We start from the raw sequence: 13,503 nt of genomic DNA, 5'->3' as shown, positions 1-13,503 counted from the left end.
ACAAGGATGATCGCAAAATCTTCCTCCAGGATATTAAAAACCGGCTTCCAATAGACGCCGGTGCTTTCCATAGCCACATGAGTAACCCCTTCTTCCTTACACCAATCTCGTAACTCTGTCAAAGAACTTGTATAGGCAGTAAACTGCCTGGTCTGATAATCTTTGCTATTGCTTCTAACCGTAGCAACAATAACATCCTTGTGCACATCTATTCCGCATCCCACGGAAATAACCTGCTCGTAGTCAATTGCTTTCATTCCAATAAGTTTTTACATCACTTAAATTTAAGCAAAAAACTCATCGGTGTTTGCGTGGGCTAAATCATGGGTATTTCATATGTAGATATTTATTGTTTTTTATAGGTCATATGTAATTCGCATATCTTCATTGGTGTTTGCATCGAATTGTCGTTATGCCCATTTCATATGTTTTGTTTTCAGCAAAGGAAATTGGTATTTTCATAAAACCAAAGTTCGGGAATTTTTAATTAGCTATTTTTGCAGTATGGAAACAAATAGACAAAAGAAAATAGGAGGGGTTTTACAGAAGGATCTGGCAGATATCCTTCAGAATAACCTCAGGGAAGCGGGAAGAACGGGAATTTTGATTTCGGTTTCCAAGGTAAAGGTCACTACAGACCTTTCTATTGCCAAGGCTTACATCAGTATCTTTCCGTCGAAATTCGCCGACGAGATCCTGGAGGAGATCAATGCGGTAAAGTCAAAGATAAAACACGAGATGGCACAACGCACCAAAAACCAATTGCGTAAAATGCCGGATATCTCTTATTTTGTAGACGATTCGCTTGAATATATTGAAAACATAGAAAAATATATTAAAGGAGACGAAAATCCTATCTCCAATCCTGATCTATTGGATAAAAGGAAAAAATCATAATTTGAAGTTTCCGCTCTACATCGCCAAGCGCTATCTTTTTACCAAAAGCAGCAACAACGCGATAAATATCATCACAATAATTGCGGCTATTGGGGTGTTTGCAGGAGCTTTTTCTTTATTTATAGTACTCTCCGGTTTTGCCGGATTGAAGGATTTCAGCCTTCAGTTTTCCAATGATTTTGACCCTGACCTAAAGGTGCTTCCCGAAAGCGGAAAAACATTTCATTTTGATGAAGATCAGGGAGGAAGGCTTTCAGAAATTGAAGGCATAGCCAATTTCACCAAAGTTATTGAGGAACGGGTTTTTCTGGATTATCGTGAAAAGAACGACTGGGCATATATTAAAGGAGTTGATAAAAATTACCGCCTGGTGAACCAAATAGATAGCGCGATCGTGAACGGAAGCTGGTTAACCGATAGCGAGGCACAGGTGGTGGTGGGTAATACGATTTCCAGAAAATTAGGGCTTAGCGTTTTTAATTATCAAACCCTGCTGAAACTCTGGGTCCCAAAACCCGGAAAAGGTCAGGTAAGTCTTACCAGCCCCGATGCTGCCTTTAACAGGCAACAAGTTATCACAAGCGGAATCTACAGCATTAATGAAGAATTGGATGGGAAATATGTTTTTGCCAATCTGGGTCTTGCAAAAAATCTGTTAGACCTCGATGAGGATACTTATACAGCGGTTGAAATTAAATTAAAACCCGGAATCAATCCGTCTGATATAAGCAGCGAGATTACATCGGTTTTTGAGGACGAGGTGATTCTGAAAAACAGGGCTCAACTAAACGAAACTCTCTATAAGATGCTGAATACCGAAAACCTGGCGGTTTATCTCATCTTCACCCTCGTACTTATCATTGCGCTTTTTAATGTCGTGGGGTCTATTATTATGGTGATCCTGGACAAGCGGGAAAATATCAAAACTCTTTACAGCCTTGGCGCCAGCGCATCTCAGATAAAACAGATTTTCTTTACCCAGGGAATGTTAATGACTATTCTCGGCGGGGTTTTAGGCTTACTTTTCGCAATAATTATTGTTTACCTCCAACTGCAATACGAATTGGTGATGATCACCCCCAGCCTGCCTTATCCGGTGGCTGTTAAGCTTGAAAATATTCTTATTGTCTTCTTTACAATTGGAATTTTAGGTTTTGGAGCTTCGTATATTGCCGCGGGAAGAAGTAAGAAAGCATTGCAAAGCACTTAATTCTGCAAGGGTTTGGAACCCTTGCAGAATTTAATGAAAAAGCAATCGTGAATCGTGAGATCCCGGATCACGTCCGGGATGACGGTGAATTCATCATGAGCTTGACTCAGGATCTCATTCGAGAAAGATCTTAATTTGAGATATCCCAGGGAATCTTAGACAAACTGGTACCCGGCAAATTCTTTTTCCACCTCATCAAAAGCCGCGAAAACATCGGCGGCATCATCGCTGGTCACCATTTTCATCCGGAATTCCTTGAAGTGCGGAATTCCCTTAAAGTAATTGGTATAATGCCGGCGGGTTTCAAAAACCCCAAGCTTCTCCCCTTTCCAGTCGATAGCCATTTGTAGGTGTCGTCGTGCCGCTTCCACCCGCTCTTCCAGAGTTGGAGGGGCCATATGTTCTCCAGTTTTAAAGAAGTGCTTTACTTCTCTGAAAAACCAGGGATAACCTATACTTGCACGGCCAATCATAGCGCCATCCAGTCCGAATTGATCACGCATTTCCATCGCTTTTTCCGGAGAATCAACATCGCCGTTTCCAAAAACAGGAATGTGCATTCTGGAATTGTTCTTCACCTCTGCGATAGGTTTCCAGTCGGCTTCGCCTTTGTACATCTGCACGCGGGTACGCCCGTGAATGGAAATAGCCTGGCAGCCCACATCCTGAAGCCGCTCTGCAACCTCAACGATCTTAATGGAATCGTTGTCCCAACCCAGACGGGTTTTCACGGTTACGGGCAAATGAGTGTGTTCTACCATAGCCTTGGTTAGCGAGACCATAAGGTCTATATCTTTTAGAATACCGGCACCGGCGCCTTTGGAAACCACCTTTTTCACGGGACAGCCAAAGTTAATATCTATAATATCCGGGTTGGATTTCTCTACTATTTCCACAGACCGAAGCATAGATTCCAGGTTAGCACCAAAAATCTGTATGCCCACCGGGCGTTCTTTCTCGTAGATATCGAGCTTCATCGTGCTTTTCGCCGCATCGCGAATAAGCCCTTCAGAAGAGATAAATTCAGTAAAAACCACATCGGCGCCCTGCTCTTTGCAAAGTGCCCTGAATGGCGGGTCGCTCACGTCTTCCATCGGTGCCAGCAGCAACGGGAAGTCTCCTACATCTATGTTTCCTATTTTAGCCACATTGGTTTATTTGGGCTGCAAAAATACAAAAAAAGAAGGCCCACCCCAACTCTTCTGAAGTGGGGAGTTAAGTAACATTTAGAGTGTATAGAATTCCCCCTTCGGGGTTAGGGGGCCAATTACAGCCTGTCACGTTCCGCGGCCTCAATGCTACGCTGGTTATCTTCCAGTCTGAAATTTCCGAAGTTATATTTGAAACCAAGTCTCACATAGCGCATTTCTTCTCTGGCAAAAAAGGAATTATCCTGATTGGCATAGCGGGAAGTTAGCCTGGTGTTGGTTTGATCGAAAATATCATTCACATTCAGGCTTAGCTCGGCTCGGTTATTCCAAAGCGTTTTCCGAAGACCGATGCTTAAAGTGGAAAAAGGTTCAAAATTATAAGATCCAGACATATAATCTGAAACATATAAATAAGTAAGGGTCCCTGTTAAGCTACCGTCTTTTGTAAGCGTAAAGCTGTTATAGAGTTGGGCAAGCACTCCGTCAACTTCATTGGTGTGGGTTTCTATCTCACTCTCCAGGGCGGCAAAACGGTTCTCTTCGTGAAAAATAGAAGCATATAATTGGGCATACCACCAATCGGTTAACATTCTCACATGAGTAATATCCAGCCCATAGGTTTTATCTTCCAGCAAATTCATACTCACCCTTCTTATAAATTGCCTGTCGTTATTCTGAAAAGCGAGCGTGGCAGGTGAATTGCCATAGTCACGGTAATATACATCAAAGAAGTACGAGCCTTTAAGCGTGTAATTCAGGTTAAAATTATCGCTTATCGCTGCTTTTAAATTGGGGTTCCCGGCGTTGAAATCATTTTCATTCAGGAAATACCTGAAAGGGTTTAGGCTTTCATACCTTGGTCGCTCTATTCTCCTGCTGTAATCCAGAGTAAAGCTATGATCGTCTGATGCGCGATACTGCAGGTAAGCCGTAGGAAACAATTCAAAATATTCTTGAGAATTCACTTCATCCATAGACAGGGAATGCCCTTCCAGATCGGTGTATTCTCCGCGTAAACCGGCCTGTATACTCCAGCTTTCCCAGTCTTTGGAGATATTGGCATAGGCGGCATAGACCATTTCGTCATAACGGAAATCATCTGAAAGATTTTCATAAAGATCTTCCAGGCTTTCGGCATTAGAAAAATCGATTCCGCTGCTGGAATTTATAGTCGAGAGTTTCGCTCCGGCATCAAAATTTGTACTTCCCAAAGGACTGTTGAAATCGATTTGCGCTGTCACAATATCGATCTCCTGAGCGGCATCTGTGTTAAAAGATATGGTTTGAAAAGGATCTCCGGCAGCATTAAAATAATCGGTTTCCACCATTTGCATCCGGTCCTGATCAAACCTGGTATAATGAAGGTTTGAAGAAAAACTTCCCCCATTATCCATACTATGGGTGTAGCCCAGGTTTAAGGCAATATTGCTTTCGTCATTTTCCAGTTCACTCTCCGTAAATAAGGAACTTTGAAGCCGCTGCTGAGCATTTTCTATTTCAGTGTTAACGCGGTTATCAAAAGTCTTGTTGGGAGAAACCATCAGGTTAGAGGAAAAACTCAGTCTGTTCTTTTCATCAAAATCATAATCCAACATCACATTGGCATTATGAGCCCGGGAACGGGTAACGCGTTCAAAATCGGTTTCCCAATGGGAATTTCCGGCATTCAGTGGACTTATAAAATTAATATAGCTATCATCCCTTTTAATCTCTTTTCGCGGACTAAAACTATAATTGGCAAAGAAATTAAGCTTTTCTCCTTTCCAGTAATGACTGGTTCCAATTTGATATTTAGGAACTATCCCCTGGGTGTAATTACCTTCAAGGCTTCCTTTATAACCTGGATTCAGGGCTTTGGTGGTATTAATATTAATAATTGCGCCACCTTCGGCATCGTATCTTGCCGGCGGATTAGTGATCACCTCCACCGATTTTAAATTCTCTGCGGAATAACTCTGAAGCAAAGTGGTAAGTTCATCAGCGGTGAGCTGCACCTTTCTATCGTTAATATAAACCGTAACTCCACCGTTTCTGACCTGAAGCTGGCCCTGGTTTATAATAACCCCGGGAGTTTGTTTGAGAACATCCCAGGAATTTCCGCTGGAAAGCGTAGAATTTTCCACGTCAAAGGTTATCCGGTCTATGCTGCGGGTAATTGTAGGCTTCCTGGCCTGTATGGTAACCTCATCAAGTTCAGAAGAAGAAACTCTAATTTCAATTCGGTAAAGATCAAGATCTTTAGAAACATCAATTATTTCATGGTGATCCTCAAAACCTACAAAACTGGTTTTCAGCAGGTATTTATCCTCATTGACATTCTGAAATTCAAAGGCTCCATTTTCTTCTGAAACCGTTCCTTTATAAACACTAACCGAATCCTGGGCGCTAAGCAAAATAACATTGGCGAAGGCCACAGGTTGAAGGTTTTCATCGATCAACTTTCCGCGAACGGAGTGCTGTGAAAAGGCCTGAGTGGTAATAATAAAAAGTAGGGTAAGCAGAAAATAAGCGTAGTTTTTCTTCATATAGATCAAGAGGGCTTAAGAGAAATTCATTCAAATATAATATTTCCTTGAGACCTATACCCGATTTTGGTAATCCTATTCTTAAAAAGCTAAGCATTTACGGTAAAAACCATAAAATATTATTATTCCTCTATGGCGTCATAAAGTACCTGTTGAATATTTGTTCTGGTATTTAAACTGTATAATCTCGTATTACCACGGGTAGGCAAAACGCGGTTGGAAAGAAAAAGGTAAAGCAGGTCTTCTTCAGGGTCCATCCAGGCCATTATCCCTGTGAAACCTGTGTGGCCAAAGCTGGCCTTACTGGCATCTTTTGCCGTGTTGCTGCTTTCTCCTTTATATTCAAGATATGGTTTATCAAATCCCAGGCCCCGGTGATTATCATTTTCAGGAAACTGGGTTTTGGTCCATTCCTTAAAGGTGTCTTCTTCTATATAACGCACTCCGGCGTATTCGCCCATATTCAAATACATCTGCATGAGCTTGGCAAGATCATTAGCAGTAGAGAAAAGTCCGGCGTTGGCCGATATTCCGCCCATCATCACAGCGCCTTCATCGTGAACCATTCCTTTTATAGGTTTATGCCTAAAAAAATAATCGTGCTCTGTAGGTACGATACTGGCTGAATTAAATTCTTCTGAAGGATTATAAGTCAAAGTTGTTGCTCCCAGTTTATCATAAAAATTTTCATTTATATAACTTCGAAAATCCTCTCCGGTAATTTCTTCTACTATAGTTGGCAGAAGATAAAAGGCCAGGCCCGAATATTTATATTTTGCTTCTTCTTCAAGTTCAGATTTTTTTATCGCCCTGAACATTTTCTTCTGATACCTGCGGTGCAACCATAAATTTTCACTCACTTTCACAGGATACCTGGCTGAAGAATCTTTTTTAAAAGTATTCCATCTATAGCTGCCGTTCTTGCGGAGGGTGTTTTTCCAGTAAGCGATCCAGGGTTTAAAACGAGCCTGGTGCGCCAGGATCTCCCTAAACGGAACTCCGGCCTTATTGGAGTTTCTAAAAAAAGGCAGATAAGTATCTATCCCGGCATCCAGATCAAATTTTCCTTCATCTGCAAGCTTCATAATAGCAGGCAAGGCCGAAGATATCTTGGTCACCGATGCAAGATCGTACAAATCGGTTTTCTTGACTTTTACGGTATCGCTGTAATCGTGCAGGCCATAGGCTTTATGAAATACGACTTTCCCTTTTCTGGCAACGAGGATCTGGCCGCCGGGAATAGCTTTCATATCCATGGCCTGTTGCATCAGCGAATCTATGCCTCCATTAAGAATTTCAGAATTCATCCCGGCATCTTCAGGACTGGTGTATTTTAGGCGTAACCCTCCTTCAACCTCCAGGCCTTCCCCCGATTTGAATTTTTTACCAACACTAACCGGAAGTTTTCCGTTAGCTCCAACGCCACCAAAAATAAGCTGGGCGGCAAGTTCCTGTGTAATTTTATTATCCTGATAAGTGAGAATTAGTCCAGCAGCATTTTCTACTCCCTTAAGTTTATTTAGGGAATAAGGATTTTTAAAGTAAGCAACTATGCTGTTCGGTTCTTCAAAAATTTCTCCCATAAGATTTTGAACCGAATTTGAAAACTTCATCGTATTACGGGGAAATCGGCTGTCGTCGTGAATCCCGGCAATAATTAGATCAAAGGCTTTTAGCTCTTCAAATATTTTCTTTAATTCTGAAGTTTTAGCGTCCAGCCCCACCTGGAAATGCTTTACATCTGTATAAAGGCTCAGACTTTCCTGGAAAACCGTTTCTTTTTTAGCTCCAAATGAAACCGAAGCGATCTTAACATCCTGGAGCTCTTTTACCGGCATTATATTTTGGTCATTCTTAAGGACGGTAAGCGAGGCCTCAACCAGTTTCCGGTTCAACCATTCGGCTTCAAGGGTGCTAATCTCTTCATCTATATTTTTAAGCGGAGTTGGCTCATATTGATCCAGACCAACCCATTGTTTTACTGCTAATAATTTCCTTACCCGCTTATCGATTTCAGCCTGGGTGATAAGCCCCTGATTTATGGCTTTTCTTATTTCAGCGATTGCTTTTGGTACATCTTCGGTAAATTCCAGCAAGTCATTTCCTGCCAGGATTGCATCCTTATCAACTATTCCGGGTTCATTCCCTTCAGTAACTCCTTTCATATTCATCGCATCGGTAACAATCAATCCTTCAAAACCTAATCTATCCTTGAGAATTCCGGTAATTATTGGTTTAGATAAAGTTGAAGGAACTCCTGTCGAGTCCAGGGCCGGTATATCCAGGTGCGCGACCATCACGCCGCCAATTCCGGCGTCTATAAGTTTTTTAAAAGGATGCATTTCCAGAGAATCCAGCCGGTTAAAAGCGTGATTTATCTGCGGAAGCGCATAGTGGGAATCAGTGTCGGTATCTCCGTGGCCGGGAAAGTGTTTTGCTGTGGTGAGCAAATTGGCATCCTGCATTCCCTGCATATAAGCGATCCCTTTTTGGGACACATTTTCCTTGTTTTCCCCAAAAGATCTAAAATTGATCACAGGATTATCAGGATTATTATTCACATCTACTACAGGTGCAAAATTAAGATGTAGTCCACTTCTCTTTATCTGCCGGGCCACCTCCTGCCCAAGCTCGTAAATTAAACTATCGTTTTGAATAGCACCCAGGGCCATCTGGAAAGGATAACTTATCGTGTTATCCAATCTCATTCCCAGGCCCCATTCAGCATCTATGGCTCCAAGCAGAGGCACTTCTGAAACCAACTGGTAATCATTCATCAAATTGGCCTGGGTTCTCGCATCACCCTGGAAGAAAATGAGTCCGCCGATTTTTTGTTCCCTTATTGACTTCAGAATCTCCTGTTTATGTTCAGGCCCCCGGTTGGAATAAGCTGCAACCATTATGAGCTGGGCGATGCGCTCATTCGGAGTAAGATTTTCCATAATGGAATCTACCCATTGGCTGTTTTGATATTTAAGAAATGGTGGTTTTTGTTCTTGGGCATGGAGATTTGCCCCTATCAAGAGAGCAGCAATTATTAATAAAGAGGTTTTAATTTTCATTTTCGGAGATCTTTTTAAATATAAGCAGTTTCAATTTTGTATTGGGTTTCAGGTTTAAGGCATCATACCTTTATATATATTTTGCGCTTATCCAGCCAGTATCCCAACAGCCACATCAGCACCATATAACTAATGGCAAATAACAGGGAGGCATTATAATCGTTAAGCCAGCTAAGGTAAAATTTTTCATATAACAAAGGCTTCAACGCACGGCCGTTAATGTAAATTATGTTCATTAGCATGACCACCAATCCCGACATTACAAATATAAAAAGAGGGTTTTTTCCGAAGGCTTCAAAGAAATAGGTCCATTTTTTAAATCCGGCGACTTCGATAATTCCAATTAATGCTGAAAGCAGGAGTAAAGTCCATCCCGTGCTGTACATCACGAAACTACTCGTCCATATCCCTTTATTTATAGGGAAATAAATATCCCAAAGCAGTGCGATACCTATAAAAACTACCGCGGCGATTGCAAGTTTCCAAACGGTCTTTAAATTATTTCCTGATTTTTGAATAAAAATACCTGCAGCATAACCAAAAATCACATTTACGATAGCCGGAAGGGTGCTTAATAAACCTTCGGGATCAAAGGGGAAACCAAAACCCTTATAGAGATTTTCTTCTGCAAAGATCATCCGGTCAAATTTAAGGGCTGCATTCGTCTTAAGTCCATAAGGATCGGGGGCATCGCCAAAAAACCACATAATCGCCCAATAACCCAGGAGGATTATCGCACCTATGATCAGAGATTTTTTCAGCTTAAAATAATGAATAATAAGTGAGGCGGATAAGTAACAAAGAGCAATGCGTTGAAGCACCCCCATAATACGCATATTGCTAAGGTCTTTTAGGGCCAACTCCCCTCCCGTACGATACACAAACGGAAAGGCACTCAGGAATAATCCAATTGCAAAAATAAGAAGGGAGCGTTTTAACACTTTTTTGAGAAAATGTTGTTCTGATTTTGCCTCATACTTTTTAAGGCTGAAGCTCATCGCATTACCAAGGACGAATAGGAAAGCAGGAAAAACCAGATCGGTTGGGGTAAAACCGTGCCAGGCAGCGTGCCTGAATGGTGCATAAATATGAGACCAACTACCCGGGGTATTCACAAGAATCATAAGGGCTATAGTCATTCCCCGTAAAATATCCAGTGCAAAATAACGCTGGGATTTTAAGGTAGTTACAGCAGAATTTGGAGACATAGATCGATATTTTTTTTGTTGGCAAAAGACTTAATACGGCTTAAAAATTTGAATATTTAAAAATATAAATTTCATTTAAATAAATGATCTTTTATAAAAAAATTGAAAAAGTATTTCTCAGAATAATTTTTTTATCTATTTTTAATTCTGAATTAGGAGCTTCTTTTCAAAAAGAATTTAAATTTAGCGACAATTAATTCAAACAAAAAAACCACACATGCCAAAAAAACTACAGGATTTTCTCGTAGATGAAGAAAAACTTGCTCATATCAGCAATGTAGAGCGTAAGAAGTATTTGCAAAAGCTAAAAATCGTAAAACATCTATTTTTAAACGGAAATACCTCCAATGCTGAGATATGCAGTAGGTTTAATGTGAGTTTACCAACATCAATGTCTCTTTTAAATCAGATGATAGAGGATGGAATTGTTTCCAAAACCGGCAGAGGAAAATCTGAAGGCGGGCGCAAACCCGATCTTTATGGTATGCAGGAGCATTCCTTTTTTGTGCTAAGCATCCACATTGAGCGCTTCAGAATAAAACTGACAATAATAGACAATAATCACGGCATTGTTAAGGAAAGTATCTTAACCAGCGAAATTTCTCCAGACTCCAATATCGTGGATTTACTATTTGAGCAGGCTGAGAAACTACTTAAATCAGCTAAAATAAAAATGAGTGACCTAATGGGTGTAGGTATTAGTATGCCTGGGCTTGTTTCTGCCGAGGCAGGTAAGAACTTTACCTATTATTTAAGCGAACAGGAACCCGAGTCATTAAAAGTTAGATTCGAAAAGAAATTCAAAAAACCTGTTGTCATCCTAAACGATGCTAAAAGTGCCTGTTTAGCTGAATTCCGTTTTGGGCTGGCTCGTGATAAAAGCAACGTGCTTGTAATCTCTATGGATTGGGGAATTGGATTGGGAATTATTATGGGCGGAAGAATGCACTCGGGAGAATCTGGCTTTGCCGGGGAATTCGGGCATATTCCAATGACCGAAGATGGCTTGCTTTGCCACTGTGGAAAAAGAGGTTGCCTGGAGACAGAAGCCTCGGGGCTCGCACTGGTCAGAAAGACCAAAGAAGGGCTTAAGGCAGGACAAACTTCCGTATTAAATAATTTAAGCCAGGAAGAGATGGACAAATTAGAGCCCGAAGTGATTATAGATGCCGCCAACAAAGGCGACCAATTTGCCATTAATGTACTTTCAGAAATTGGCATTAAGCTTGGGAAAGGAATAGCCATTCTCATCCAGATATTTAATCCTGAACTGGTTATTCTGGAAGGCAAGATCGCTGAAGCCAAACAATTTATCACTACCCCAATTCACCAGTCTATGAACACCTATTGCATGATGCAACTCAAGGATCGCACAAGGATCGAACTATCAGAGTTAGGTCCTAATTCCAGTTTATTTGGGGGTACCATCGCAGTAATGGACAATATATTTAAAGACCAGGTAGCCCTGGTTAAATCTTACATTAATTAAAAATTTCTTGAAATAGCACTAATTTATGGCCAGATTAAACCTTTTAGAAGAAACGCGTTTCGAAAAACTGCCGGTTAGCGTTTATCCCGATGAGCACATAGCTTCAAAAACGGTGGCAGCGAGAATAGCCACACTTATTAAGAAAAAACAGGAAAAGGGAGAAAGCGCAGTTCTTGGCCTTGCAACAGGAGCGACTCCTGTTGAGATATATGAAGAACTGGTGCGCCTGCACAAAGAGGAAGGCCTGAGTTTTCAGAATGTGATCACCTTCAACCTGGATGAATATTATCCAATGCAACCCGATGCCAAGCAGAGTTATGTTCGTTTTATGGATGAAAACCTCTTCAACCACATCGATATAAAGCGGGAAAATATTCACATTCCTGATGGAACTTTGGCCAAAGAGGATGTTGCAAATTACTGTATTGAATACGAGAATAAAATCGGAGAACTTGGTGGTTTAGACCTTCAGGTGTTAGGGATTGGTAGAACCGGTCACATTGGTTTCAACGAACCGGGATCGGCCCCAAACTCTGGAACCCGCCTGGTAACCCTGGACGATCTTACCCGCCGCGATGCCTCCCGTGATTTTGGAGGAAAAGAAAATGTGCCCACCAAGGCTATAACCATGGGGATTGGTACAATCTTCAAGGCCCGTGAGATTATCCTTATGGCCTGGAGCCGTAAAAAAGCACCGATTATCAGAAAAGCGGTTGAAGGAGAAATATCAGGAAACGTTCCTGCTACCTATCTTCAGCTTTCAGAAAATGTAGAATTCATTTTAGATGAAGATGCCGCTTCAGAACTCACCCGCTTTAATACGCCGTGGTTAGTAAAAGATTGCGTTTGGGATAAACAGCTTATCAAAAAGGCGGTTATCTGGCTTTCTTCGGAAGTTAAAAAGCCAATTCTTAAACTTACTGATGAAGATTACAATAATAACGGGATGGCCCAACTCGCTACTGATTTTGGACCCGCCTACAATATTAATATAGATGTATTCAACCAGCTGCAACACAGTATTACCGGTTGGCCGGGAGGAAAGCCTAATGCCGATGATTCCCAAAGACCGGAAAGAAAAGATCCACCGCAAAAGCGCTCGCTAATATTTTCCCCGCACCCAGATGATGATGTGATCTCTATGGGAGGGACTTTTATCCGTCTGGTAGACCAGGGTCATGAGGTACACGTAGCTTATCAAACCTCAGGGAATACCGCGGTTTGGGATACCGATGTGCTTCGTTACGTAGAATTCGCCATAGATTTTAACCGAAGTCTCGGCGAAGATGTTGCAAAACTTGAAGCTACATATGAGAAAATGCGCCGTTCTCTTGAAGACAAACAACCCAACGATATAGACCTTCAGGAAATTCAGGATGTAAAAGCTTTCATTAGAAAATCTGAAGCCTTCGCTGGAGCAAGATTTGCCGGACTCAAGGACAAGAATATTCATTTTATGGCACTACCGTTCTATGAAACCGGAAAAAGAAAAAAGAACCCTGTTACCGAGGAGGATGTAAAGCTCACTATGGAGTTGCTTCAGCAAATAAAACCGCACCAGGTTTTTGCAGCTGGTGATTTCGCCGATCCCCACGGAACCCATATAGTTTGTTTCCGAATAATCCTGGAGGCACTTACCAGACTCCGGGAGACCGAAGAATGGACAAAAGACTGCTGGCTATGGATGTACCGGGGCGCCTGGCAGGAATTCGCGATCCACGAGATCGAAATGTCTGTCCCGCTTTCTCCCCAGGAAGTACAACGAAAAAGAAAAGCAATATTTCAGCATCAATCTCAAAAAGATCGTCCTGTTTTTCCAGGTGATGATGAAAGAGAATTCTGGGTACGCGCAGAAGAGCGAAACCGTGAAACCGCTGAAGCTTATGATAAGCTCGGGCTGGCAAATTACGAAGCGATGGAAGCCTTTGTACGCTGGAAATTTTAACAATACATGCGTTTAT

General features: G+C 41.6%; 9 protein-coding genes. 4 read left to right on the top strand and 5 right to left on the bottom strand.

The features are described from left to right. Positions 1-257: IS110 family transposase (locus BM266_RS17580; protein WP_139220611.1), on the bottom strand; the 257-nt coding region annotated here is incomplete at its 3' end. A gap of 247 nt (positions 258-504) precedes the next feature. Here BM266_RS17580 and rbfA point away from each other — a divergent pair. Both rbfA and BM266_RS08405 read left to right on the top strand, forming a co-directional pair. After that, positions 505-897: a 30S ribosome-binding factor RbfA gene (gene rbfA, locus BM266_RS08410; protein ID WP_093408282.1), complete on the top strand. Its 393-nt coding sequence runs from the start codon at positions 505-507 to the stop codon at positions 895-897. 1 nt (position 898) lies between these two features. Next, positions 899-2,107, top strand: coding sequence for an ABC transporter permease (locus BM266_RS08405; protein WP_093408279.1), 1,209 nt, complete (start codon positions 899-901; stop codon positions 2,105-2,107). Between the two features lie 155 nt (positions 2,108-2,262). Here BM266_RS08405 and dusB read toward each other — a convergent pair whose 3' ends face one another. From dusB to BM266_RS08385, 4 genes are all read right to left on the bottom strand, one after another. After that, the gene (gene dusB, locus BM266_RS08400) at positions 2,263-3,255 is read right to left on the bottom strand and encodes a tRNA dihydrouridine synthase DusB (RefSeq protein ID WP_093408276.1); all 993 of its coding nucleotides are present in this window, start codon (positions 3,253-3,255) and stop codon (positions 2,263-2,265) included. A 119-nt stretch (positions 3,256-3,374) separates the two neighbouring features. Continuing rightward, entirely contained in the window at positions 3,375-5,783 is a 2,409-nt protein-coding gene (locus BM266_RS08395) for an outer membrane beta-barrel family protein (RefSeq protein WP_093408274.1), read from the bottom strand. 122 nt (positions 5,784-5,905) lie between these two features. Next, positions 5,906-8,845 carry a serine hydrolase domain-containing protein gene (locus tag BM266_RS08390; RefSeq protein ID WP_093408271.1) on the bottom strand — a complete coding sequence of 980 codons (2,940 nt, stop codon included), beginning with the start codon at positions 8,843-8,845 and terminating at the stop codon, positions 5,906-5,908. A gap of 62 nt (positions 8,846-8,907) precedes the next feature. Continuing rightward, positions 8,908-10,053 carry an acyltransferase family protein gene (locus tag BM266_RS08385; protein ID WP_093408269.1) on the bottom strand — a complete coding sequence of 382 codons (1,146 nt, stop codon included), beginning with the start codon at positions 10,051-10,053 and terminating at the stop codon, positions 8,908-8,910. Between the two features lie 217 nt (positions 10,054-10,270). Between BM266_RS08385 and BM266_RS08380 the strand changes: the two genes are divergently transcribed. Both BM266_RS08380 and nagB read left to right on the top strand, forming a co-directional pair. Next, on the top strand, positions 10,271-11,542 hold the full coding sequence (locus BM266_RS08380; RefSeq protein ID WP_093408266.1) for an ROK family transcriptional regulator: 1,272 nt from the start codon (positions 10,271-10,273) through the stop codon (positions 11,540-11,542). Between the two features lie 25 nt (positions 11,543-11,567). Beyond that, positions 11,568-13,487 (top strand): glucosamine-6-phosphate deaminase, encoded by a 1,920-nt coding sequence (gene nagB, locus BM266_RS08375; protein WP_093408264.1) that lies wholly within the window; start codon positions 11,568-11,570, stop codon positions 13,485-13,487. Positions 13,488-13,503: the final 16 nt, after the last annotated feature.

It is taken from the genome of Salegentibacter flavus (assembly GCF_900115145.1).
Lineage (GTDB): Bacteria > Bacteroidota > Bacteroidia > Flavobacteriales > Flavobacteriaceae > Salegentibacter > Salegentibacter flavus.
The sequence above is the reverse complement of the archived record's forward strand: the minus strand, read 5'-3'. Positions and strand labels throughout refer to the sequence as shown.